This window comes from Chryseobacterium hagamense (assembly GCF_007991455.1).
GTDB lineage: Bacteria > Bacteroidota > Bacteroidia > Flavobacteriales > Weeksellaceae > Chryseobacterium > Chryseobacterium hagamense.
In genome coordinates, this window is sequence record NZ_BJYJ01000005.1 from 21,288 (window position 1) to 45,822 (window position 24,535).

General features: G+C 42.3%; 18 protein-coding genes. 5 read left to right on the plus strand and 13 right to left on the minus strand.

Going from position 1 to position 24,535, the window contains the following annotated elements:
- The 8 genes from CHA01nite_RS07385 to CHA01nite_RS07420 all read right to left on the minus strand — a co-directional run bounded on the left by CHA01nite_RS07385 (position 1) and on the right by CHA01nite_RS07420 (position 10,887).
- Positions 1-1,206, minus strand: a complete 1,206-nt coding sequence (locus CHA01nite_RS07385; RefSeq protein WP_146940672.1) for a hypothetical protein — start codon at positions 1,204-1,206, stop codon at positions 1-3.
- Between the two features lie 50 nt (positions 1,207-1,256).
- Entirely contained in the window at positions 1,257-2,273 is a 1,017-nt protein-coding gene (locus CHA01nite_RS07390; RefSeq protein ID WP_146940673.1) for a hypothetical protein, read from the minus strand.
- 162 nt (positions 2,274-2,435) lie between these two features.
- Positions 2,436-3,767, minus strand: a complete 1,332-nt coding sequence (locus CHA01nite_RS07395) for a quinol:cytochrome C oxidoreductase (protein ID WP_146940674.1) — start codon at positions 3,765-3,767, stop codon at positions 2,436-2,438.
- Positions 3,768-3,775: 8 nt separating this feature from the next.
- Positions 3,776-4,510 (minus strand): c-type cytochrome, encoded by a 735-nt coding sequence (locus CHA01nite_RS07400; protein ID WP_146940675.1) that lies wholly within the window; start codon positions 4,508-4,510, stop codon positions 3,776-3,778.
- Positions 4,503-5,024: a DUF3341 domain-containing protein gene (locus CHA01nite_RS07405; protein WP_034691794.1), complete on the minus strand. Its 522-nt coding sequence runs from the start codon at positions 5,022-5,024 to the stop codon at positions 4,503-4,505. The genes CHA01nite_RS07400 and CHA01nite_RS07405 overlap by 8 nt, the downstream gene beginning before the upstream one ends.
- The gene (nrfD, locus tag CHA01nite_RS07410; RefSeq protein WP_146940676.1) at positions 5,011-6,408 is read right to left on the minus strand and encodes an NrfD/PsrC family molybdoenzyme membrane anchor subunit; all 1,398 of its coding nucleotides are present in this window, start codon (positions 6,406-6,408) and stop codon (positions 5,011-5,013) included. Before nrfD ends, CHA01nite_RS07405 begins: the two co-directional genes overlap by 14 nt.
- Before the next feature lie 25 nt (positions 6,409-6,433).
- On the minus strand, positions 6,434-9,496 hold the full coding sequence (locus tag CHA01nite_RS07415; protein WP_146940677.1) for a TAT-variant-translocated molybdopterin oxidoreductase: 3,063 nt from the start codon (positions 9,494-9,496) through the stop codon (positions 6,434-6,436).
- Between the two features lie 23 nt (positions 9,497-9,519).
- Positions 9,520-10,887: a c-type cytochrome gene (locus tag CHA01nite_RS07420; protein WP_146940678.1), complete on the minus strand. Its 1,368-nt coding sequence runs from the start codon at positions 10,885-10,887 to the stop codon at positions 9,520-9,522.
- Between the two features lie 184 nt (positions 10,888-11,071).
- Here CHA01nite_RS07420 and CHA01nite_RS07425 point away from each other — a divergent pair, with 184 nt between their 5' ends.
- On the plus strand, positions 11,072-11,611 hold the full coding sequence (locus CHA01nite_RS07425; RefSeq protein ID WP_146940679.1) for an SPOR domain-containing protein: 540 nt from the start codon (positions 11,072-11,074) through the stop codon (positions 11,609-11,611).
- 501 nt (positions 11,612-12,112) lie between these two features.
- On the opposite strand, the gene CHA01nite_RS07430 is transcribed toward CHA01nite_RS07425, so the two are convergent.
- The 5 genes from CHA01nite_RS07430 to CHA01nite_RS07450 all read right to left on the minus strand — a co-directional run bounded on the left by CHA01nite_RS07430 (position 12,113) and on the right by CHA01nite_RS07450 (position 19,458).
- Complete coding sequence (locus CHA01nite_RS07430; RefSeq protein ID WP_228458365.1) at positions 12,113-13,387, minus strand: DUF6080 domain-containing protein; 1,275 nt, start codon at positions 13,385-13,387, stop codon at positions 12,113-12,115.
- 182 nt (positions 13,388-13,569) lie between these two features.
- On the minus strand, positions 13,570-15,111 hold the full coding sequence (locus CHA01nite_RS07435) for a protein adenylyltransferase SelO (RefSeq protein ID WP_146940681.1): 1,542 nt from the start codon (positions 15,109-15,111) through the stop codon (positions 13,570-13,572).
- 74 nt (positions 15,112-15,185) lie between these two features.
- Positions 15,186-17,564, minus strand: coding sequence for a transglycosylase domain-containing protein (locus tag CHA01nite_RS07440; RefSeq protein WP_146940682.1), 2,379 nt, complete (start codon positions 17,562-17,564; stop codon positions 15,186-15,188).
- A gap of 6 nt (positions 17,565-17,570) precedes the next feature.
- On the minus strand, positions 17,571-18,035 hold the full coding sequence (locus CHA01nite_RS07445; protein ID WP_146940683.1) for a gliding motility lipoprotein GldH: 465 nt from the start codon (positions 18,033-18,035) through the stop codon (positions 17,571-17,573).
- Complete coding sequence (locus CHA01nite_RS07450; protein ID WP_146940684.1) at positions 18,028-19,458, minus strand: PSP1 domain-containing protein; 1,431 nt, start codon at positions 19,456-19,458, stop codon at positions 18,028-18,030. Before CHA01nite_RS07450 ends, CHA01nite_RS07445 begins: the two co-directional genes overlap by 8 nt.
- A gap of 272 nt (positions 19,459-19,730) precedes the next feature.
- Here CHA01nite_RS07450 and CHA01nite_RS07455 point away from each other — a divergent pair, with 272 nt between their 5' ends.
- From CHA01nite_RS07455 to CHA01nite_RS07470, 4 genes are all read left to right on the plus strand, one after another.
- Complete coding sequence (locus CHA01nite_RS07455; RefSeq protein WP_146940685.1) at positions 19,731-20,963, plus strand: OmpP1/FadL family transporter; 1,233 nt, start codon at positions 19,731-19,733, stop codon at positions 20,961-20,963.
- Positions 20,964-20,972: 9 nt separating this feature from the next.
- Positions 20,973-22,505 (plus strand): SGNH/GDSL hydrolase family protein, encoded by a 1,533-nt coding sequence (locus tag CHA01nite_RS07460; protein WP_146940686.1) that lies wholly within the window; start codon positions 20,973-20,975, stop codon positions 22,503-22,505.
- 83 nt (positions 22,506-22,588) lie between these two features.
- A complete protein-coding gene (locus tag CHA01nite_RS07465) occupies positions 22,589-23,527 on the plus strand; it encodes a ribose-phosphate pyrophosphokinase (RefSeq protein WP_146940687.1) in 939 nt (312 codons plus the stop codon).
- A gap of 56 nt (positions 23,528-23,583) precedes the next feature.
- The gene (locus tag CHA01nite_RS07470; RefSeq protein ID WP_146940688.1) at positions 23,584-24,228 is read left to right on the plus strand and encodes a 50S ribosomal protein L25/general stress protein Ctc; all 645 of its coding nucleotides are present in this window, start codon (positions 23,584-23,586) and stop codon (positions 24,226-24,228) included.
- Positions 24,229-24,535 lie beyond the last annotated feature (307 nt).

Below are 24,535 nucleotides of genomic sequence, written 5' to 3' on the forward strand. Positions count from 1 at the left end.
TTATGGATTGATTCTGTAGCTGGAAATCTTCCAGTCTCCGTTTACATTTTTAAGCCCGAAGGTTACTTTCAGGGCGGTAGTCTTACCGCTCTTGTCCGTGACGTCATACGTTGCATTTACACTTGCTGAATTCGCGTTTGAAGCATTGGTGGTCATATTTTTTACGCTGACATTCTTTATTGAACCGAAACCTGACGTAGGATTGGCAAAAGATTCATAGCTGCCCCAGGTCGGGTTGCTTGCGGCATTATAAGCCGCTTTCAGGTTCTGTGCGCTTACGTTGTTCAGAAATCCTGCTACCGTAGTTTTAGGATCAGCGGTTGGTTGCTTTGGCGCAGCCGGTACCGTAGCCGGACCTGTGGCGTTAGGATCGGCAGAAACAGAAGGAACCGTTGCATTCGGATTGTTCGGATCAATTACGGCCGGGTCTTCCGGTACAGCCAGAGAATCCACTTTCGGTGCAGCCGGAACTTTCAGAAGGTCAGGATTTACGTCCAGTCCTACTTTTGTCATTTTGAATGTCTTCGCGGTCGTTTTTACCGAAACCGTGATATCAATCTTGTTATCCATGACCTTTGCAGCCGGAATGGAAGAGAATTTTAAATTGAACCCTTTGAAATTGTTATCCTGCATCAGGTTTTTTGCCGTCAAAAGTTTGACACCGTTGCTGAATACTTCTAGAGTGGCTTCAAGACCGGCTCCCGTGAAGGATACGGGCTTTCCTGTATTATCTACCAGTCGCGGTACGATCTGAATGGAGGTCGGCGCACCAAGTCCGTCATCGCCGGCAGGCCGGGTGGTAATGCTTAGCGAGTTTGCTTTTACGTCGTTCGGATCGGTTTCTTTCGCCGCTTCACTTCCGAAAATATTCATTTCACCTAAAGAAGGCGGAGCGGTACTGGCCCATTCGATCCCGTTTTTCTGCGCCACCTGGTCGGCCATCGTCATAATTTCAGGAACTTTTTTCCCGTCGATCAGCTGGCCGAGCGCTTTCAGTTCGGCAACATCGCCGTCTGCCTCCACACCGAAAGTCTTCAGAATATACAAGGCTTCATTGAATTTAATCTGCTGAATCGTCGGCAGACTGGCCGTCATATCATTGATACTCGACTGTAAAGTCTTGGTCGTGGTAGCATCTACATGATCTTTTTTGCATGCTGTAAATAACAACAGACTGAAGATGAGTAGAAAAGAAAACTTTTTCATTTTTTTTCCGTTTAGCACAAAAATAATAAAACCTTTATTAATAGAGGATTTTATTTTTTGTTTTGTTTCTCTTTCAGATCATCTTTGAAAAATGAGCTGAAAACAGACTGCATATTCGGAAATGTAGGATCTTCCCAATAATTTGAAGTGTAGCGGCTGCTGTTTTGGTCGAACCTGGCTTTTTCACCATCATTCTCATTGCCGAATTCAAGTTCCGTAGGATAAAAATTGGTGTATGTAACCACCGCATTGTATTCCGGCTCGCTTTTGTGTTTCATCTTCAGGAATCCGATTTCATTGTATTCCATAAGGTCTCTCAGCTGTTTTGTGGAATTCTGAGTATAGGCGATATTAAGAATCGATCTGACGTCGAAAAGCCGGTATCCGAAAAAAGCAAATTCTTTTTCCTGAAGAGCTTCTCCTGTAATTTCAATTTCATCTTTGTTTGTGCCCTTCAGTTCTTTCAGCACTGTATTTTTCATTTTCTGGTAATTATTGATATTTCCGACATCTTTAAGCTTCGGAACTTTTAAAAACATTCCATAATCCCAGGAAGAAAGTTTTTTACGGTCCATTTCTGCATTTTCCAGCCCGAAGACCCTGTACTGTTCGATCCGCGTATCTTTCAGCTTTTTGGTCTTGTTGTCGAAAATGTAGGTAGCAATTCCATCCGCGTAAGAATTCAGTTTGTTATTCAACGTGACATAAGTATTGAAGTTTCCTTTTACAAAAACATATTTTGCGGGTTTGTCATTTTTGATGATTACTGCTTCGATGTCTTTAATGCGGTCATTGATTTTAATTACTTCCTTATCAAAATCCGAATAGGATAAGGTAGCTACGGAAATGTTATCATAGATCAATTGGAATTTCTCCTGTTCAGGCTTTATAAGCTGTTTATCGATTTTACCGTCAATATCTGAGAAAGCCACAATGCTCCCGTCTTTTCCGAAAACTGAAACTTTGGGTAAAGGCTTACTGGTTTTTTCAGAGATAAAAGTGATACTCTGGGCATTGAAAATAGGCAATAATGAAACATAAAAAAATAAAAAGAGAATTTTCTTCATGGTATTCTGGTTGAATTACGGGTTATAAAAAAATTAGTTCTTAATAGTAAGACAATAAAAATGGAAAAAAGTTACACTGCCGGTCTAAGTTTTTTCATAAGGGAATAAAAAAAGACTGATCATAATGACCAGTCTTTAGTTTTATCTTGTAATCAGTTGTCCTTAGAAAGGATACTCATAGATTTCAGATTCGTGTAAGTAAGGGTTTCCTGTAGGGATAAGCTTCAGTTTGGAGAGTGCAGAAAGCACGGTAAACATAAATAATCCGACTACAAAAAGAATGGCTCCAAGAATCAGCATGAACACTTCAGGTGTTTTCCAGTAAGGTCCTACGGTTCCCGGCATTACCATATTGAAGTAATCCAGGATGTGCCCGCAGATCACCACGATGGCCATGATGGTTACCACTTTATAATTTCTCTTGATGCTGCTGCTTACCAATACCAATAAAGGTAATAAGAAGTTGATGATCAGCATCGGTAAGAAAGTAGGAGAGTAATGCTGGAATCTTCCGAAGAAGTAGTTTACCTCTTCCGGGATGTTCGCATACCAGTACAGCATGAATTGTGCAAACCAGGTATATGTCCAAAGCATACTTGTAGCAAATAAGAATACTCCCAGATCATGCAAATGGTTATCGTTGAATTGCGGAAGGAATCCGTTTTTCTTAAGATAAACACTTAATAAAATGATTACTGCGATACCGCTCGACAGGCAGCTTACCATAGAATACCAGATATACATGGTAGAGTACCAGTGCGGGTCGATAGACATCAACCAGTCCCAGGCCCAGGCTGCAGAAGCAAATCCGAAGAATGCAATATATCCTACTGCCCATCGGTAAAGCATCTGGTATTCGGTTCTTGAATTGGTCTCGTCAACTTTTTTAGACTGAGCTTTCAGTTTCCATGAGAAGAAAGAAGCACCCAATACATAAATGAATGTTCTTACGGCATAGAAAGGAATATTTAAGAAAATTCTCTTTTCAAACAGGATCACATCGAAATGTGCTGAGTTAGGATCGGTAAGTTCCGGATCCATCCAGTGGAAAAGATGTCCCTGGTGAGTAATGTTCAACAGCATCAGGATAATCAGGATTGCCCCTCCGTAAGGAATGTAAGAAGCAATTGCTTCCATTACCCGGGTAATAATGATCGGCCATCCTGCGTGGGCAGCGTGCTGAATAGAATAAAAGAACAGTACGCAGCAGCTTACGCCGAAGAAAAATACAGCTACAAAATGTATGGCCGCTAAAGGCTGGTTGTGTACCTGAAGTTCAGCGTGCTCAAGATGAGCCGCATGATCCTGAGGACCTACCATTTCACTTGAGTGTGTAGGCGCATTATGACCTGAAGCATGTACCGCTTCCATCATCTGTTCTATTTTCTCCGTAGAAATTCCTCTATTTAAAAAGAAACCGATACCAAACAGAACTAAACCTACAACAAGAAGGATTATAGAAGTTGATTTTAATTTTGGTGAAAAACTATACATTTCTTTTCTTATTTTTTAGTTTCGGTAGTCATTTCTGGTTTCGCAGCAGCAGTGGCCGGGGCAGCAGATGCCGTGGCCGGTGTAGCCGTAGCGGTTGCAGCAGCAGGTGCGGCAGTACCTTTCTTGAAGGCATTGATCACATACATGGCTACTCTCCATCGGTCTCCTGCATTCAATTGTCCTGCATAAGATCCCATTGCGTTTCTACCGTTTGTTATTACATAATGAACAGACCCTACGGTAATCTCTCTGTCAGCATAGTTCGGTACACCGGAGAAAGCTCCGGATTGTACGATCGGTCCCTGTCCGTCTCCGCCAACTCCGTGACATGCGCCACAGGTTTTCTCGAAAAGGTTTTTCCCTCTTTCAAGATCCTTTGCTGCATTCGCAGGATTCAAAGGAGAAGCGGTGATGGTTTTGGATGCATCATAGCCGGCATTATACTGATCCGGTGTTTTAGGAAGCAAAGCTTCTTCAAATACGCCGTCTTTGTTCTGTGCAACGGATCCTTCTACAGGAGTAAGCCCTGTAGCTCCGTTATTTCTTACGAAAGCGGGGATTTCATTTTCATGATCCGAATAAGCATCCTGAGCTTTCATCAAAGGGTCATAAGCAACCGGGAAATACATGTCCGGGAAATAAACCAGCGGTGTATTGTCTTTCGGTCCGCAAGAGTTAAGTAAAACGGTTGTTAAACCTAAAACTGCTGTAATTCTTAGTACATTCTTTTTCATTTTAAGCATCTTTAACCGTTATTTCTTCAACTCCCGTTTCAATAAGCAACTGCTTTACGGACTCTACATCCTCAGTTACGAATTCCATCATGAATTTATCGTCCGTTGTTCTCGGATCCGGGTTTTGTGCCGGTGCTCCCGGATACATTTTGTTTCTTACAAGGAAAGTCAATGACATCATGTGGGCCGCGCAGAATACCATAAGTTCGAACATCGGTACTACGAATGCCGGCATATTGTGTCCCCAGTCGAAAGCCGGTTTACCACCGATATTCTGCGGCCAGTCGTGATTCATTACATACCAGGTTAAAGTAGCTCCGATCGTTACTCCGTAAAGAGCGTAAAGAAAGGCGGCATCGGAAATTCTTGTTTTCTTCAAACCTAAAGCTTTGTCTAGCCCGTGAACCGGAAACGGAGTATATACTTCGTTGATTGCGATTCCTTTATCGTTGAATGCCTTAACGCCGTTCATCAAATCGTCGTCGTCGGCATAAAGTCCGTATACAATTTTAGTGGTGCTCATCTCCTTCTTTTGCTTTATAAGTTTCACCTGAGATTTTCAAAATCGATTTTAATTCGGCCTGTGCGATTACAGGGAATGTTCTTGCGTATAATAAGAATAATACGGAGAAGAACCCGATTGTTCCTAAATATACACCTACATCAATGATCGTCGGCTTAAACATCGTCCAAGATCCAGGTAAGTAATCTCTTGAAAGGTTAATAACGATGATGTCAAAACGCTCGAACCACATCCCGATGTTGATGATCAGTGCAATAATGAAAGTTGCAATGATGTTGGTTCTCACTTTCTTGAACCAGAAGAATGCAGGGATAATCAAGTTACACGTAATCAATGCCCAGAATGCCCACCAGTAAGGACCTACGGCAGCACCCGGAGAAAGATAGGTGAAGTCTTCGAATCTTGATCCCGAATACCATCCGATGAAATATTCCGTAGCATAAGCTACAGTTACCATACCACCGGTTAAGATGATTACGATGTTCATGATTTCGATGTGATACATGGTGATGTAATCTTCCAGGTGACATACTTTTCTTGCGATCAGCAACAGCGTCTGTACCATGGCGAATCCTGAGAAGATCGCTCCGGCAACGAAGTAAGGAGGATAGATCGTCGAGTGCCATCCTTTAATTACCGACGTGGCGAAGTCAAAAGATACCGTGGTGTGTACCGAGAATACAAGTGGTGTAGCCAAACCTGCAAGAACCAAAGAAAGTTCTTCGAATCGCTGCCAGTGTTTTGCTTTACCTCCCCAACCGAAGGCCAGGAATGTATAGATCTTTTTAGTCCATGGTGTTTTTGCTCTGTCTCTGATCATTGCAAAGTCAGGAATCAATCCCATGAACCAGAATACTGTAGATACTGAGAAATACGTGGAGATCGCAAATACGTCCCAAAGTAGAGGAGAGTTGAAGTTCCCCCAAAGAGAACCGAACTGGTTCGGTAAAGGGAATACCCAATATCCTACCCAAACTCTACCCATGTGGATTACCGGGAAGATGGCCGCCTGTACTACCGCGAAAATCGTCATCGCTTCCGCAGAACGGTTTACAGACATTCTCCAACGCTGTCTAAATAATAATAATACCGCTGAGATTAGTGTTCCGGCGTGACCGATACCTACCCACCATACAAAGTTAGTGATATCCCAACCCCAGTTAATAGTTCTGTTAAGTCCCCATGCTCCAATACCTGTTCCGATGGTATACGCGATACACCCGAATCCATAGATGAATAGAACCAGGGCTGCATACAGTGATACCCACCATAATTTGCCTGCTCTTTCTTCGATAGGTCGTGCGATATCTTCCGTAATATCGTGATAAGTTTTGTGACCAATAATTAGAGGTTCCCTTATCGGAGCTTCGTAATGTCCTGACATTTTTTACCTATTTATTATTTAAACTTTATTTTTCTACTCTGTTTCTTACTTTGGTGTGATAGAACACGTTTGGTTTGGTTCCGATCTCTTCAAGTAAATAGTATCTTCTGTTATCAGCGTATAATTTTCTGATTTCAGATTCTTTGTCATTCATATCTCCGAACTGGATGGATCCTGTAGTACAAGCTTTTGAACATGCTGTCTGGAATTCTCCGTCTTTTACAATTCTGCCCTCTTTCTTAGCTTCAAGAATCGTGGTCTGGGTCATTTGGATACATAATGAACATTTCTCCATTACCCCTCTTGTTCTTACGACAACATCCGGATTCAGTACCATTCTTCCAAGGTCGTTATTCATGTTGAAATCGAACTTGTCATTCAGGTTATAGGTAAACCAGTTGAAACGTCTTACTTTATAAGGACAGTTGTTCGCACAATATCTTGTACCGATACATCTGTTGTAAGCCATGTGGTTCTGCCCCTGCTTACCGTGTGACGTTGCCGCTACCGGACATACCGTTTCACAAGGTGCATGGTTACAGTGCTGGCACATAACCGGCTGGAAGATCACGTCAGGATTATCTGCCGGGTGGTTCAGTGCACCGCCTTCCTTATTGAAAGCTGTTCCGTACAATTCCGGAACGGCCATTCCTTCTTTTAATCCTTCATATACTTCTACTTTCTGTCTTGCAGAATAATAACGGTCGATTCTTAGCCAGTACATATCCCTGGACATTCTGATCTCTTCTTTACCTACAACAGGAACGTTGTTCTCCGCCTGGCAGGCAATGATACAAGATCCGCAACCGGTACATGAGTTCAGGTCGATTGACATATTGAAGTGAGGACCGTCGGTATCATCAAAAGCATCCCAAAGGTCGATTTTTCTTGCAGGAAGCGCTCCGCTGATGGTGTGGTACTCCAAAGGCCTGTTCCATCCTTTGTGTTCGTCGTCGAATGCTACGTTTAAGAAATCAGCCAAAGGAACTTCCTTTGCAATTTCGTAACGTCCCATCAGGGTATTCTGAAGCTGGATTCCGGCAAATTCGTGGTCTTCACCCGTTTTTTCAATTTTAACGTTGGAAATCGCCAGATTGGAACCGTCGAATAAAGGATAAGCGTTTACCCCTGTATCTGCCGTTGCTCCTGAGTTTTTCTTACCGTAACCAAGCGCAAGACCCAATGAGCCTTCTGCCTGTCCCGGCTGAACAAATACGGGAACATCTTTGATAGTCACTCCGTTTACCGTAAGGTTAACGATAGATCCGTCAAGCTGCATTCTCGCGTTAAGGTCGTTGTCGATCCCTAATCTTTCGGCATCTTTCGGAGACATCGTCAGGTAGTTATCCCACGACATTCTTGTGATCGGATCCGGTAATTCCTGCAACCAAGGGTTGTTGGCCTGTGTACCGTCTCCCATTGCCGTTTTCGTGTACAATACCAATTCCAGATCGGAAGGTTTGAACCCGCTTACTTCGGCAACAGCCTGGGCTCCGTTTCCTCCGGCATAAGACAACATCGTTGTATTATTCGAAGTATTGATCCCGTTATATAATGCTTTATTGAAAGAGGTGGCTCCTAAGATAGAGGTTGCACTTGCTTTTAAATAATCATAATAGTTGTTGGCAGCATTGTTTTTACCGTTTTTCCAAACCAAAAGAGATTCTTCGATCTGTCTTGATTTGTAAATTTTCTGGATGGTTGGCTGCATTAATGAATAGACACCGCTCTGAGGCTCGATATCTCCCCATGATTCAAGCCAGTTGGCTACAGGGATTACCGCTTTCGCAGCTTTGTACATTTCATTTTTCTTATCGGCAACGGCGATTACATAAGGAACTTTACTTAAGGATTTTTTGAAATCTTCTCCTTTGTAATAAGAATAAATCGGGTCTACGTTGTTTGCGATCAATACGCCAACCTGACCTGCATTTACCCATCCCAGGAATTCCTGGAATCTTGCCTTGTCGAAATCTTTAAGGAAGTTGGCTTTTCCGGTGAAAGCTACCGATCCTAATTTCTGGTTGATTAAGTGGGCTAAAACCTGAGCGCCTTTGGAACCGTCAGCAAAGACAACTGCTTTGCTTCCTTTGGTCTGAAGTTCTTTTGCGATATCATTCGCTGTTTTATCGGAAGAACCGCCGCCAACGATAGCATTATATACTTCAACCAAAGTCTTGTTCACCTGGCTCGGCTTCAGTCTGATTCTTTCATCAGAGTTAGCTCCTGTAAGAGACATATTGGATTCCACCTGAACGTGTCTCAACATAGCGGCTCCCGGCTTTCTGGCTGCAGCGTAAGAAGATTCAAGACCTCCTCCGTTGTAGTCTCCTAAGAAGTCTGCCTGGAAAGAAACAACCAGTTCAGTTCCCTTAAGGTCATAAACAGGCAATGCTCTTGTTCCGAAAACCTCCTGGGCTGCATCCAATCCTGCAGCATAAGGATATGCATCGTAAGTTACTAATTCAGCAGTAGGATATTTTGCTTTAAATTCAGCGAACAGTTTTTTGAATGTTGGGGAAGCAAAAGAATGGGAGAGCAATACGATTCTTTTACCGGCTGCTTTGGCTTCTTCCAGTCCTTTGATTACAAAACTGTCGACTTTGTCGAAAGTTTCGTCTTTTCCTTCAAATTTAGGCTGCTTTACTTTATCATTGTCGTAAAGAGAAAGTACGCTGGCCTGAGCCCTGGCGTTGGTTTTCCCTAAATCGCCCGCTGCCGGGTTCGGTTCTATTTTGATCGGTCTTCCTTCTCTTGTCTTTACCAGGACGCTTGCAAAATCGAATCCGTCGAAATAGGTTGAAGCGTAATAGTTAGGAATCCCCGGAATGATATCATGCGGCTTTACCACATAAGGAATCGTTTTGATTACCGGAGCTTCACAGGCAGCCAGGGTTACGGCTGCTGTAGAAAACCCTAATAGTTTTAAGAAATCTCTTCTTGAAGTACCGGAACCGTTCTTTTCCGCGTCTTCAAGGAAATCTTCTACAGGAATTTCTTCCTGGAACTCTTTTTGAGCCAACTTATTGTTTAAAGCCGGATTTTTAAGTTCGTGAATACTTCTAAATTGTATTTTGTTTGAAGCCATTTGATACTTCTAATTTTTAGTTATTAATAATGACATTTACCACACTCAATACCTCCAATTGCATCTACTGTAATCTTACCACCGTCTTTAGGGTACTGCTTTTTCAGCTTGTCGTGTAGATTCTTGAAGTATTCTTTATTATAACCGTTGTTCATGTCAACTTCTGTTGTTCTGTGGCATTCGATACACCATCCCATTGTAAAGTCGTTCGCCATCTGTACAACGTTCATGGTATCGATTTTTCCGTGACAGGCCTTACATACCACATCGATTTTGTTGTTAGGATTCTTTTTGTTGAAAGAATTGATGATTGCCTGTTCTCCTGCTACAACGTGCTGTGCGTGGTTGAAGTATACAAAGTCCGGCATGTTGTGGATTCTTGTCCATTCAACCGGCTGTGTTTTTCCGGTGTACTGTTGTTTGGCAGGATCCCAGCCCGTAGCTGCATAGATTTTCTGGATTTCTCCGTCGTAGAATGCTTTGTCTTTTCCTGGCTCCATGTAGTGCTCGGCATTGTATTCGGAAATCGTCCGGTGACAGTTCATACAAACGTTCATGGAAGGGATTTCAGATACTTTTCCGTATTTGGCACTGGAGTGACAAAGCTGACAGTCGATTTTCTGTTCTCCTGCGTGGATTTTGTGTGAGAAATAGATGGGCTGTTCCGGTTTGTAACCTTTGTAAACCCCGATCCACATCAGCCAGTTCCATACACCATAAGCCGCTAAAATGGCCAGAATGGCAATAAGTCCTTTTCCGATATAGTGGTATTTCTCGTAGATTTCACTGAATGATTTTACCCTTGATTCGTTAAGTCCGGCAAGATCCTCAGACTGTCCGAGTTTTACCAATTGTCTCAGTTTAACCAGAATCCAGACTAGAAGACCTGCAATTGCTAAAAGGGAAATGATGACAACGTTGGTTGTGGTAGAGCTTTGCGGAGCTGCATTTGCCGTTCCGGCAGCAGTAGCATCCTTCGCAGCATCCGTTTTTGCCGGTTCTGCTACCGGCGGATTAGTGGTGTAAGCCAGGATGTCGTCAATGTCCTTATCGCTAAGATTTGGAAAGACCTGCATCTCCGTCTTGTTGAACTTCTCAAAAATTTCATTGGCATACTTGTCTCCGGAAGCCCTGAGCTCCTTGTTGTTTTTGATCCACTTGTGAAGCCAGTCCTTGTCTACGCCACCTTCTGTCTTTACCCGCTCTACAACGCCCTTTAAGGGAGGTCCTACAACTTGTTTGTCTAGTGCGTGACATGCAGTACAATTCGCTTTGAAAAGCTTTTCACCATTCTTAGGATCGCCGTCCTGCCCGTAAATTGAAGCACTGGTTGATAGCAATAAGCCTATTGCGATCAACGTTTGTCTATAATGCTTTCTCCAACTAATCATTTAAATTATCTTATGTTAGTAAATATTGAACATTCAATCAATCCCGCAAAAATAATATTTTTAACAGGAATTTAACGGTATATAGAAAGGGGAAAATGTCATTTGCGTTTAATTTGTAACTATTCTAAATAACTGGATTTGGTATAATTTTTTTATTTGCCTAAATTTGCGCAAACAACTTTAAATGAAAAATTTGATTAAAATATTTTCGATCCTGATGATGCTGTCTTTTTACAGTATTGACGCACAACAGGTTGTAAAAAAGGATACCCTGGCCGGCACGGAATTGACGATGACCATGGATTCCAGGGTAAATGCCGCCCTTGAAAGTATTGAGGATAAATGTTCAAAGAGCTCTGCTTCAATAGCTTCCAGAGACGTTGATGACGATTATGTACCTGCAAAACCAACTAAAATCTATGTTCCGAGCCGGGAACTGACCAATGCGGAAATCTGCAGGAAAAATCCAAGAATTCTAGGATATAAAATCCAGATCACCGTTGTGAAGAGCAATGAAGAAGCAAATGAAGTAAAAGCTTATTTCAGAAAACGGTTTCCCAATCTGAAAGTAGAGACGGATGCTTCTTTACGCCCGAATTATAAAATCCTTGCGGGAAGTTATTTTACCAAGCAGAGTGCCGCTTCCGACCTGTCCAGGATCAAAGAGTATTTTAAATCTGCAATGGCCGTTCAGTACAGGATTTTCTGCGCTGAAGCGAAATAATTTAATATAAAATAAATAAAAAAAGCTGAGAGATTTTCTCAGCTTTTTTGTTTGGAGTTTTATTGAATTTTCTGATTTTATTTAGCGTGAGCTCGGCCGTATCAATATCATCTTCAGTCGATTATTTAATTCAAGAATAAAAATGAGACTGATTTTTTCGGGATTTTAATTAATACACGGTTTATGCTTCTGACAGGATTTTATCCTATCCTGTACTAAGCCGTCTTTTCAGGACTTTAAAACAAGAGAAATCCGTCCCTGATTGAAAAAAAAGCGGTTATTCAGTATTGAATCAAAACTTCTCTGATAAAGCGATAACATTTCAGTTTGATGATCAGGATCTTTGATCCTATGTCTGACAAAAGAAACTTCCGGCATCCAGCTTCCGTCTTCCAGTCTTTATTTACGGTTTGTACCTCGATTCACGTTATTTTACTGAAAATGTGAAATATAGCTATTTGTTGTCTCCACGACAGCAGAGGGTGATTGACCGGATCGAATTTAATAAAAGGTCTTTAAAAACCAAAAGAATTCCGTCATCCTCAGATAGTTATTAATCATAAGGTAGGCGAATAAAATACAGAACGCGGCGGTTAGAAAGGACAGGGTCTTAGGAGATTGTCTGTAGCTGTAAAACAGCCATCCCAAAAGTAACGGATACACAAACGCAAAGTGCCCGCCGTAAATAAAAGCCGTATGAAGTCCGAATCTCATCAGGCAGTGAATGAGGATATCCACAACGAAAGAAATCATCAGCACCTGAGCTGCCTTATTCCTGAAATTTTTCACATAACTCCATATGATCAGAGCCAGCAATGCAGTGATGAAAACATAGGGAATCCAGGAATTATAGACATCCATGATAATGCCTTTGTAACGATAGCCGTTCATGTTATGCTTATCACGGATGATAAAGTTAGAAAACAGCACGTTCCCTCCAAAAAAGTAGGAAAGAATCATATCCCATGTTGGCGTAGCATTTACGTTTGAGAACTTTTCGTATTGCTCATTGGTTTTGCTGAATATATTTTCATATTTGAAATCGATCCGGTTTAAATAGAGCAGGATAAAACAAATACAGGTGAAAATCACCCTGAATGCCGCATTGGCAAATTTTTTCCAGCTTTTAAAAAGACCTTTTTCAAAAGCAACGGGAATAAAGACTTTCACGATATTGGTAACCGTGAGTCCGCCGATGGTAATTCCTGAAAATGCCAGGGCGAGCGCAGGTATTTTTTGTTCCCTTTTCAGTTTTATCGCAGCATAATGATGGAACAGAGTCAGAAGGAAAAGGGTATAGGTAAAGTTTTCGGGAGTGAAGGACAGAAGAACCGTTGTTGAAAATCCCCCGAAAAACAGGATCAGCGGAATGCTGAAGATCAATGGCAGGCCAATGATGTTTTTCAGGTATTTGAAGACCTGGAGAATGCTCATGCTGACGGCAAGGTTGCTGAGCCAGGCCAGGGCAAAACGGAAATTGCCATCCATTTTCCCGTCTGAAAATAACAGGGCCAGTTCGCGGATCCAGTTGAAAAAATAATAGGAAAGGGGATGTCTCTCGAAACTGCCTCCCGTCATGACGATGGATTTATTGTCAAAGCTGAAATAGGCATCCCAGGGAATCCGGCCGTCAAAAATAATCTTATGGTGAATGGCGATATACGATCCCAGATATCCGTAGACGACGAGAAAGAAAAGAAAAACGATCAGTTCAATACCGGTCGACGGAAAAATCAGTTTAAGAAAATGGACGAATTTTGTTTTGAACTTTGACACGTTAGGATCTTTTTGCAAAAGTAAAAATAAAACCCGTCAGAAATGACGGGTTTTTATAATATGCACAAGATTCAATACAATTGCCGGGAAATACTCTGATAATAATCAATCCGGGATCTTACACGACCGGATCCGGTCGTAGAAATGATACAAAGCGGATGCTTTTATTTAAAAATATCTTCTTAAGAACTGCATGAAAGGGTAGAACATCCTGAAATATCATCGTAGCCGGACGGCCTTTTCGAAGAAAATTCAGGATAAAGTTCCTGATAAGGATGTTCCAGTGCCCGGGTTAACTTCTCCAGCATTTCCGTTTTTCCTGCATTAATTTCTTCAATACATTGATAAAGCAGATAATTTCTCAGGATAAATTTCGGATTCGTTCTGGCCATTAATTCCAGGGATTTCTCGCGGGAGATGATATTTTTTTCCAGTCTGTGCTGATAATTTTCTATAAACTCCTGAAGCCTGGTGAGGTCTTCATCATTCAGAAAAGTGTAGGATGCATTTTCAAACTGTTTTTTAAGCTCTGTCGATTCATCGTAATTTTCGAGCCGGTTGAAAAATAAAGTATAATCCAATTGGAGATCCTGCATCAGACCCTGCCAAGAGGTGAAAAACTTTTCATCGCTTGTCAGCAGCTGGTCGAAACCGAATTTTCTGCATAGCATCCGGTCATGGGTTTCCCAGAAATAGCTTCCGTAGTCGTTCAGGATTTCTTCCAGGAATTTTTCATCTTTGATCAGCGGATGAAGCGCATTGGCCAGCTGCCAGAGGTTCCATTGTGAAACCTGTCCCTGTTTTCCGAATGCGTATCTCCGTCCCGGGAGGTCGGTGGTATTAGGGGTAAAATTTAAATCGTATTCGTCCATCATGGAGTAAGGTCCGTAGTCGATGGTCAGCCCCAGAACCGACATATTGTCCGTATTCATCACGCCATGGACAAAACCTACGCGATACCATTCCACCATCAGGTCAGCCGTTCTCCTGCATACCTTTTCAAAAAAGTCCTTGTATTTCTGTTCTCCTTCCGAGGTGATTTCTTTATAATAATTTTCAATGGTAAAATCAGCGAGTTCATGTAACGTTTTGTATTCCTGCTGGGCTGACATCAATTCGAAATGGCCGAAACGAAGAAAGCTTTCGGCAGTTCTGATGACCACTGCACCTTTTTCCAATTCGGGATTTCCATTGTACATCATATCCCTTACCACTTCTTCTCCGGTAAAAGCAAGGCTTAAAGCACGGGTCGTGGGAATCCCCAGATGAAACATGGCTTCGCTCATCAGGTATTCTCTGACGGACGACCGCAATACGGCCCTTCCGTCAGCATGCCTCGAATAGGGGGTGGCCCCGGCACCTTTCCACTGGATTTCATTTCTTTCTCCCGAATCACCGGTAATTTCACCGGCAAGGATGGCCCGCCCGTCGCCCAGCTGTCCGGCCCAGTTTCCGAACTGATGTCCGGCATAAGCAGTAGCATAGGTCTTTATATTTTCAGGAAGCTGATTGCCGACTAAAAAGTTTAAATCTGTTTCGGTGAAGGTGCCCAGCCCGATTTCCTCCGATAATTTCCTGTTAAAAGCAATCAGTCGGGGTTGGTCGAAACCGGCAGGAGCAATGGTGGAAAAAAGGACTTTCGGTGTATTCCGCTGCATCGGGTTTCCCGAAAAATCTCCCGGGAACTTTTTTATAAAGGGTTGTATAATGTTTTCAATATTCATCTTTCAAAGGTATAAATTAAAAAGAAAAGACCTTCCAAATCATTGAAAGGTCTTTTGTATTTCTAAAAAAGAATCTATTTATTATTAAAGTCAATATCTTCTCCGGTATTCAGATTTTCATTGACGTTTTCTTCTTTCTTTCCGGAACTTTTCGGTCCGCCCGGATCAGCCGGTTTCGGATTTTTGATTTCGTCCAGCGTCTGCAGGCTGCCGTCGTCTCCGTATCCCGAACGCAATCCGTTAAGATTCGAGCATCCGTCTTTCCATTCCGAAGGTTTCACGAATTTATCATCCGGTGAAATTTTAAGGCTTTTATCGGCCCATACCTTTTTCATGTAGATGGCCCATATCGGTAATGCCATTTTAGCTCCCTGGCCTTCTCCCGTTCCGAAGAAGTGGGTGGCCCGGTCTTCCCATCCGACCCATGCTCCCGTTGCCAGCTTAGGAACGATTCCCATAAACCATCCGTCGGAGTTGTTCTGCGTGGTTCCGGTTTTACCGGCAATCTCGATATCTTTAGAAATTCCTTTTCTGCCGAGTTCCCCTGAAGCCGTTCCGTATTGGGCTACCCCTTTCATCAGCTCGATCATGGTGTAGGCATACAGCGGATTCATAACTTCTTTCGGTTCTACATTCACTTCTTTGATTACCCTGCTGTTGGCATCTTCGATCCTCCAGATCATCTCCGGCTTATTGTAGTTTCCGTAGTTGGCAAAAGTACTGTAGGCGCCCACCATTTCATAAATCGTAATGTCGGATGCCCCCAGTGCCATCGGCAGGCTGGTGGAAATTTCTTCGGTTACCCCAAGGTCCCGTGCGGTCTGGATGACACTCTGTGTACCGGTCATTTCAGCCAGACGAAGCGCTACCGGGTTTTGTGAATGAGCCAGGGCATCTTTCAGAGTAAGCATGCCTCCTCTTCCCGGAACATGATAGGTTCCTTTGTTGAAGCTTGCATTGGATATGGTGGAACAGGGCGTAAGGCCTAATTTCATAATTGCTGTTGCATAAACGAAAGGCTTAAAGGTAGAACCTACCTGTCTTTTTCCCTGTTTGATGTGATCGTACTGGAAATGCTGCCAATCGATACCGCCTACCCAGGCTTTGATTTCCCCGGTTCCGGGAACCATAGACATCAGACCTGCCTGTGCTACTTTTTTATGCCATCTGATGGAATCCCATGGCGACATTTCTACTTCTTCTTCTCCGGCCCATGTAAATCTTGACGTCTTAATGGGCTTTTTAAATTCCATTAAAATAGAGTCTTCCGGAACATTTGCGGCTTTAAGTTGCTTATAACGGCCGGTTCTTCTCATTGCCTGCATCATCAGGTCATTCGCCTGTTTATCGTTAAGAAAATAGAACGGCCAGTTTTTCCGGCCTCTCTGTTCGGCATCAAATCTTTTCTGAAGATCGGTTAAGTGTTCTCTGATCGCATCTTCTGCATACTTCTGCATTCTGGAATCCAGCGTTACGTATATTTTAAGCCCGTCTTTGTAAAGATTCAGTTTCTTCCCCGTATCTTTTTCATAATCGTCAAGATATTTGTCGATTTCCTTTTTCAGATAAAACTTATAGTATGCTGAATAATCGTCGTTGATATTTTTAATCGGATGGTAATCTACTTTAATAGGGGTTGCAACAGCTTTATCGAAAGTAGCCTGATCCAGATATCCTGTTTTAAGCATTTGATCCAGTACGACATCCCTTCTGGTTTTTGCCCGTTCAGGATTTCTCATCGGATTGTTTTTCACCGGATTTTCGAGCATGGCTACAAACATGGCAGCTTCCGGTAAAGTAAGTTCAGAGGTTTTTTTGTTGAAATAGATTTTTGAGGCCATTTCAATACCATTGGCATTGTATAGGAAATCAAACTTGTTGAAATACAAAGTAATGATTTCTTCTTTGGTATATCTTTTTTCAAGACTTACCGCTACGACCCATTCTTTCAGTTTCTGAAATGCCCTTTGGATTTTATTCTGAGAAGCCCCATTGGTAAAAAGCAATTTTGCTAATTGCTGGGTAATGGTTGAACCACCACCACGTCCTCCGCCATATACAACCGCTCTTGCTACTGACTGTAAATCAATTCCGGAGTGTTCTTTGAAACGCTCGTCTTCTTTTGCCTGTAAAGCATAAATCAGATAAGGCGGAAGGTCTTTATAAATAATGGGTTGCGTCTTTTCTTTCTCGAATTTTCCCAGCAGCACCCCATCGGAAGAATAAATCTGTGAGGCGACATAAATATCCGGGTTTTCAAGCTCTTTTACATCCGGCATTTCCCCGATAAAGCCCTGGGATACCGCGAAGAAAAGTCCTGAAATACCTAAAACGACAGCAAAAAATCCGATCCAGATAAATTTTACCCATCTTTTCCAGGCAGTATTTCTCTTTTTTGGAGGAAGAGGGAAGGTTTTCCCTTTGTTTCCTGTGTTCTGTTTGTTCACGTCCATTGATGATTACGGTTTAGCCGTTTCTATTTTTACTCCAATATCTTCAATTCCCGGAAGGATATCATTTCTCATCGCCTGGGTAAGGCCGATTTCATATTTTCCTCTGGCCGGAAATTTATAATTCAGTTTGTACTGAAACAACGTTTCCTTGGTATCGCCGAATCCCGTGCCGAGCCATTCACCGTTAGGTTTCGCCAATACATAATTTAACGTATCGGTTTGCTTCTTCTTGCTCTGAAGATCGGTGAAATTCACGATAAACCTGATGTTGCTGTAAGGATAATCGTTGTTGTTTCTTACAACAAATATAATATTTTTAGGATTTTGCGGATCTGAAATTTCAAGATTAAATTTTTGTTCACTTTTCTTATTCCACTTGTTGTCAACAGACTTCATAAAGACTTCGCCTTCCGAAGAAGAATGGCAGCTGACGAAGAGGATAAGAGTACATAATCCTAAAATATTACGCATTGTTGTCTTTTTTTGGAGGAAACTTCTTTTTAAATTTCTTTTTGTTCGAGTTGGTTTTCTTTTCAGCTTCAGAACCTGGCGCTGCATCTACCTTTTCCATCTGAGGTTTTGGCTGCTGAGACTGTTGAGGCCGCTGTGTTCTTGGCTGGCTGTTGGCATTGCCTTTTGGATTCTGGTTCTGTTGCGGCCTTTCCTGCCTCTGAGGACGCTCGGACCTTTCGTTTCTTTCAGGACGTTCCTGTCTTTCAGGCCTGTTGTTGTTTCTCTTCTGGCCCTGCTGATTCTGGCTGTTGTTGTTTGGCCGGTTCTGGTTTTTATTCCGGTTGTTCCGGTTTTTCTTCTCGAAACGGTCAACGTTGTTTTCCTGAATCAGATCGATGCTGGCCAAAGGAATGTCCGGCTGTTTCAGTTCTTCCAGAGGAAGTATCTTTTCACCGCGTTTGTTTTTGGAGATGAATTTTTTTACCAGATCAATATCAAAGTCATACCAGGCAATAGAACTGTCTACATAGGCAAACCACATTTTCTTTTTGAAAACATCGATTTTAATGCAGAAAGCCCGCCCTTTTTCCGTGTCCAGCGTCGTTGAAGAAGACGGGAAATGGCTTAAGGCATCCAGGTAGCTGTCCAGTTCATAATTAAGGCAGCATTTCAGCTTTCCGCATTGTCCGGCAAGCTTCTGAGGGTTGATGCTTAACTGCTGGTATCTGGCTACATTCGTATTTACCGATCTGAAATCCGTAAGCCAGGTCGAGCAGCAGAGCTCCCTCCCGCAGGATCCGATACCGCCTACTTTTGCCGCTTCCTGGCGGAAACCGATTTGCTTCATGTCGATTTTCGTACGGAATGCCCCTGCGTATTCCTTGATCAGCTGCCTGAAATCCACACGGCTTTCAGCAGTATAATAAAAGGTAACTTTAGAAGCATCTCCCTGGTACTCAATGTCTGTAATTTTCATTTCAAGACCCAGCCGGTGAGCGATCTTCCGCGCTTCTATCTTAATGGTATCTTCTTTTTTTCTTGCCTCCTGCCAGACCTCCAGGTCTTTCTGGTTGGATTGCCTGTATATTTTTAGTGCCGATTCTTCAGAACATTTTTTCTTTTTCATCTGAATTTTCACTAATTCTCCGGTGAGACTTACCACACCTACATCGTGTCCGGGACTCGATTCTACTGTTACTACGCTACCTATATGTAAAGGAATATTATTTACATTTTTATAAAATGATTTTCTGTCATTTTTGAATCTGACTTCCACAAAATCGCATCGGTTCGGTGCGGGATTGTTGATGTCAGAAAGCCAGTCGAAAACACTTAATTTATAACTATTACCACAGGTATTTACATTTTCACAGCCATTCGCGGTCTTCTTGGGTCCGCAAGAATGTGCCGAATCGCCGGATGTTTTACATCCACAACTCATATAATGATATATTTAATTTGCAAATTTATGATTTTTATCTTAACGAGGTCTAAAATAATCAAATAATCGGGAAACGTGATGTTTAATGTTAAACGGATTGCCGGCTGGATGATTCTGTTTTTATTAAGTGTTTAATAATGATCGTTTTATAGGAGTTATAAATCATTTGTTATTTTAAACATAATTTTCTTTTAAGATAACGTTTAAAATTTTATGATTTATTAACAGGTGTAACTAAAATAATTTTATATTTGGGTATATAATAATAGTCTATGAAAAAAATATTAGTATCAACTGCATTACTGGCAGGCGTTCTATCTTACGCAGGAGGCTTCAGGGTATCTCTGCAGGGGGTGAAACAATTGGCCATGGCACATACCAGTGCGCATGCTGAAGATGCGAGTGTAACGTTTTTCAACCCTGCGGGGATGTCGTTCATTCCTTCAAAGCTGAGCATCGTGGCAGGAGGATTCGGAGCAAGCAATAAAGTGACCTTCCAGAACACGAATACTTTGCAGAGTACAGAAACGGATAATCCGATGGGTACTCCTATTTATGCGGCAATTGCTTACAGGCCGATCGAAAAACTATCCGTTGGTTTCAGCTTTTCCACGCCTTTCGGAAGCACCATCGAGTGGCCAAGCGATTGGGAGGGGAAAGAAATGGTTCAGCGTCTTGAGCTCAAGAGTTTCTATTTCCAGCCGATGGTTTCCTATAAATTCAACGACTGGCTGGCATTCGGGGCTAGCTATATTTATGCTAAGGGAAGCGTAAACTGGGACAAGGCGGTAACGCAGTTCGGAGGACAGCTTAACCTCGACAGTAAGGCAAGCGGACACGGATACGGCTTCGGGTTTTATTTCAGACCGGATCCTAAACTTGATGTGAGTGTGGCTTACCGTTCACCGGTTGATATGAAGGCCAAAGACGGAACCGCTACCTTTAAGTTTCCTACCAATTCCATCTACCCGCTGTTGGGATTGGATACCTCAGGAAAAGACAGCTTTACCGCAACTTTACCGCTGGTGGAAGAATATACGGTCGGGTTAACCTATAAAGTAACACCGAAATGGTTGGTTTCTGCAGATTTCAACTATCACGGATGGTCCAGATATACCCAGCTGACCCTGGACTTCGGCAGTGCGCCGGTTGGAAACCAGGCAGATCCTACAGTTTCTGTTTCGCCGAAGAATTTCAGGAATTCCAAGACCTTCAGATTGGGAACCCAATATGCCTTTACCGATATGATCTACGGACGTCTGGGTGCTTACTATGATGAATCCCCTTACTCCGACGAACATTTCATTCCGGAAACGCCTTCTTTCAATACGTATGTTGTAACCGGAGGGGTTGGGTTCAAACTGAAACAGTTCGGTGTTGATGTAGCCGGAGGCTATGCCATGCCACAGGCAAGAAATGTAAACAACAAAAACCTCGGGTTCTACGGACAGGCTAAAGCTACCGCATTCTATTTAGGCCTTGGTTTATCTTACAATCCATTTTAATTGAAGACTATGAAAAAATTTATAATTTCTACATTCGCTATTTCCGCACTGCTGTTTACAACGGGCTGCGAAGATGAATTTGATAACGATGTAAACGATGTGGTGGTAACGAAAGGCGAAGCAGATTTCTCCAATTATATTTCCATCGGGAACTCCCTGACTTCAGGATACAGGGACGGAGCCCTTTACCAGGACGGGCAGAACGAATCTTATCCGAACATTATTGCCGGCCAGATGAAACTTGCCGGAGGAAATGATTTCGTACAGCCGCTGATGGCAGATAACAATGGCGGATTGGTATTGCTGGGAAATACGATTCAGGGAACGAAACTTTATATTAAGTCATTTACAAACGGTTCTCCGGATATTGCCAATGTTTCGGCGACCCCTACAACCAATGTGCTTACCAAAATTACCGGGAAGCTGAATAACTTCGGGGTTCCGGGGGCAAAATCCTTCCATCTGGTTGCTCCGGGATATGGGAATACCTCAGGGATTTTACTGGGAACGGCGAATCCTTATTATGTAAGATTCTCCACGAGTGCCACTTCTACCGTTGTTGATGATGCGGTACTGCAGAAACCTACGTTTTTCTCTTACTGGATCGGAAACAATGATGTATTGAGCTATGCTACTACCGGAGGATCAGGGATCAACCAAACCGGCAATACCAATGCAGCGGTTTATGGAGCTAATGATATTTCAGATCCTAATGTGGTGGCAGGTGCCATCAAGGCAGGTCTTGATAAATTAAAAGCAGGAGGTGCTACAAAAGGGGTTATTGCAAACATTCCTTACGTAACATCCATTCCGTTTTTCACAACGGTACCTTATAATCCTTTGACTCCAACATTGCTGGGTTCAAATATTACGGCCTTAAACACCAATATTTACGGTCCTTTGAAGCAGGTGCTTACCGCTTTGGGGGCAGGGTCCAGGCTTAATCTGCTTTCTGCAACCTCTGCAAATCCTGTTTTAATTAAAGATGCAACGCTGACCGATTATAATGATCAGATCAGAGCTGCACTTACTCCGGCCATCGGTCTGGCAGCGGCTACGGCCTATGGTCAGATTTACGGTCAGGCAAGACAGGCGACTGCTGATGATTTTGTGCTTCTGACGACCAGGGCAGTAATCGGAACTACAGCTACGGGAGTTCCTGCAGGATTGAATGTATACGGAATTTCTTACCCTTTACAGAACCAGCATATTTTAACGAAAACCGAAGCAGCTACAGTAAAAACAGCCGTTGATGCTTATAATTCGTCCATTAAAGGGCTGGCAGATGCTTACGGCCTGGCTTTCGTAGATGCCAATAAAAAAATGGTGGAACTGAACGGACAGTCCGGAATTTCATGGGATGGGGTAAAGTATTCCGCAAAATTCGTAACCGGAGGAACATTCTCACTGGATGGGGTACACCTTACCGGAAGAGGATATGCCTTAATTGCCAATGAATTTATCAAAGCAATTAATGATAAGTACAAATCTACTTTACCACAGGTAAACCCGAACAATTATTCAGGAGTTAAATTCCCTTAATAACAGGTAAAATAAAAACTTAGAAGCCACAGGAGTAATTCTTGTGGTTTTTTTTTAAATTTGCAAATCTTTAAAAAGTAAAAATGGCCGATCAGTTAAGTTATCTATTTTGCACAAGGACCAGCAGGGACCTGGCAGAAAAAATTGCCCAATATTATGGGAAGGAACTAGGGAAAATCAACTTTCAGACGTTCAGCGACGGGGAATTCGAGCCTGTTCTGGACGAATCCGTAAGAGGAGGAAGGGTTTTCCTGATTGCATCCACCTTCCCGCCGGCAGACAATTTATTAGAGCTTCTTCTCATTATTGATGCCGCGAAAAGAGCTTCTGCCAAAAGCATTACCGTAGTGCTTCCTTATTTCGGACTGGCAAGACAGGACCGGAAAGACAAACCGAGAGCGCCGATCGGTGCCAAATTGGTTGCCAATCTCCTGACTGCAGCCGGTGCCACAAGAATCATGACCATGGATCTTCACGCAGACCAGATTCAGGGATTCTTCGAAATTCCGGTAGATCATTTATATGCATCCACTATTTTCGTAGACTACATCAGGGATCTGAACCTGGAAAACCTTACCATTGCTTCTCCGGATATGGGTGGTGCTAAAAGAGCGAAAAACTATGCAGGCCACCTGGGGGCAGATGTGGTAATTGCCTACAAGGAAAGAAAAAAAGCAAATGTAGTGGAAGAAATGTTCCTGATCGGAGACGTGGTGGGAAAAAATGTAATCCTCATCGACGACATGATTGATACGGCGGGAACGCTCTGCAAAGCGGCAGACATCCTGATGGAAAAAGGAGCAAAATCCGTAAGAGCGATGGCTACACACGGCGTACTTTCAGGCAAAGCCTATGACAATATTGAAAACTCAAAATTGCTGGAAGTGATTGTAACTGACTCAATTCCTGTGAAAAATAATTTGTCATCTAAAATAAAAGTGCTATCTTGCGCCCCATTATTTGCAGACGTTATGAAGATGGTCCATGAGCACCAATCGATTAGCAGTAAATTTATTATCTAATTGATAATTAAATGTTTGCAAATTAAATTTTGAAACAATTTTTTAAATTTTTATAAATGAAATCTATTACAATTCAAGGTACAAAAAGAGAAAGCGTGGGCAAAAAGTCTACAAAAGCTTTACGTGATGCTGAATTAGTTCCTTGTGTTGTTTACGGAGGTGGAGCTCCTTTGAACTTCTCTGCTACAGAGAAATCTTTCAAAGGTTTGGTGTACACTCCTGAAGCACACACGGTATCTATTGAGGTTGATGGTCAGACAATCCCGGCTGTTCTTCAGGATATTCAGTTTCACCCGATTACAGATAAAATCCTTCATGCTGATTTCTATCAGCTGGCAGAAGACAAGCCTGTAGTTATGGAAGTTCCTGTAAGAATTACAGGTCGTTCCAAAGGTGTTGTTTCCGGTGGTGTTCTTCGTCAGTCTTTCAGAAAACTGAAAGTAAAAGCAATCCCTGCTAACTTACCGGACGAAATCGTTGTGGATGTTACGCCGTTAAGAATCGGTAACAAACTTTATGTAGGAGGTATCAAAGCGGAAGGATACTCTTTCATGCATCCTGACAACGCAGTAGTAGTTGCTGTGAAGATGTCTAGAAATGCAATGAAAGGAGGTGCAGCAGCAATGGATGATGAAGATGAAGAAGAAGTTGCAGCAGAAGAAGGAGCAGCTCCGGCAGCTGACGAAACTGCAGCAGAATAAGAATTTCTTATCTAAAAATATGGAAACCTGTCAATTTTTGGCAGGTTTTTTTGTTAAAAATAGAAAGAAAATTAATGAACCTGATTAATTTTAAAAATCTTTATATTCTTTTAAATCTTTATATTCTTTTATAAGCAGAACGGCTTTGTGAAACGTCAAAACAAGTAGTATTAAAAAATCTTTATGATCTTTGTGTTCGAAATTAAATTAATAATTCTCACCAAAAAAACATCCTTCTTCCGGTATTTAGTACCAAAGGATTTACATTGAATCCATTGAATCTTTCTATTGGTATCCAGTTTATTGC

Excerpts from the sequence above, each read along its gene's own strand:
- CHA01nite_RS07420 (WP_146940678.1), bottom strand. The coding sequence starts at position 10,887 with ATGATTAGTTGGAGAAAGCATTATAGACAAACGTTGATCGCAATAGGC.
- CHA01nite_RS07470 (WP_146940688.1), top strand. The coding sequence starts at position 23,584 with ATGAAATCTATTACAATTCAAGGTACAAAAAGAGAAAGCGTGGGCAAA.
- CHA01nite_RS07465 (WP_146940687.1), top strand. The coding sequence starts at position 22,589 with ATGGCCGATCAGTTAAGTTATCTATTTTGCACAAGGACCAGCAGGGAC.
- CHA01nite_RS07455 (WP_146940685.1), top strand. The coding sequence starts at position 19,731 with ATGAAAAAAATATTAGTATCAACTGCATTACTGGCAGGCGTTCTATCT.
- CHA01nite_RS07390 (WP_146940673.1), bottom strand. The coding sequence starts at position 2,273 with ATGAAGAAAATTCTCTTTTTATTTTTTTATGTTTCATTATTGCCTATT.
- CHA01nite_RS07450 (WP_146940684.1), bottom strand. The coding sequence starts at position 19,458 with ATGAGTTGTGGATGTAAAACATCCGGCGATTCGGCACATTCTTGCGGA.
- CHA01nite_RS07435 (WP_146940681.1), bottom strand. The coding sequence starts at position 15,111 with ATGAATATTGAAAACATTATACAACCCTTTATAAAAAAGTTCCCGGGA.
- CHA01nite_RS07385 (WP_146940672.1), bottom strand. The coding sequence starts at position 1,206 with ATGAAAAAGTTTTCTTTTCTACTCATCTTCAGTCTGTTGTTATTTACA.
- CHA01nite_RS07445 (WP_146940683.1), bottom strand. The coding sequence starts at position 18,035 with ATGCGTAATATTTTAGGATTATGTACTCTTATCCTCTTCGTCAGCTGC.
- CHA01nite_RS07415 (WP_146940677.1), bottom strand. The coding sequence starts at position 9,496 with ATGGCTTCAAACAAAATACAATTTAGAAGTATTCACGAACTTAAAAAT.
- CHA01nite_RS07425 (WP_146940679.1), top strand. The coding sequence starts at position 11,072 with ATGAAAAATTTGATTAAAATATTTTCGATCCTGATGATGCTGTCTTTT.
- CHA01nite_RS07440 (WP_146940682.1), bottom strand. The coding sequence starts at position 17,564 with ATGGACGTGAACAAACAGAACACAGGAAACAAAGGGAAAACCTTCCCT.
- CHA01nite_RS07400 (WP_146940675.1), bottom strand. The coding sequence starts at position 4,510 with ATGCTTAAAATGAAAAAGAATGTACTAAGAATTACAGCAGTTTTAGGT.
- CHA01nite_RS07395 (WP_146940674.1), bottom strand. The coding sequence starts at position 3,767 with ATGTATAGTTTTTCACCAAAATTAAAATCAACTTCTATAATCCTTCTT.
- CHA01nite_RS07460 (WP_146940686.1), top strand. The coding sequence starts at position 20,973 with ATGAAAAAATTTATAATTTCTACATTCGCTATTTCCGCACTGCTGTTT.
- CHA01nite_RS07405 (WP_034691794.1), bottom strand. The coding sequence starts at position 5,024 with ATGAGCACCACTAAAATTGTATACGGACTTTATGCCGACGACGACGAT.
- nrfD (WP_146940676.1), bottom strand. The coding sequence starts at position 6,408 with ATGTCAGGACATTACGAAGCTCCGATAAGGGAACCTCTAATTATTGGT.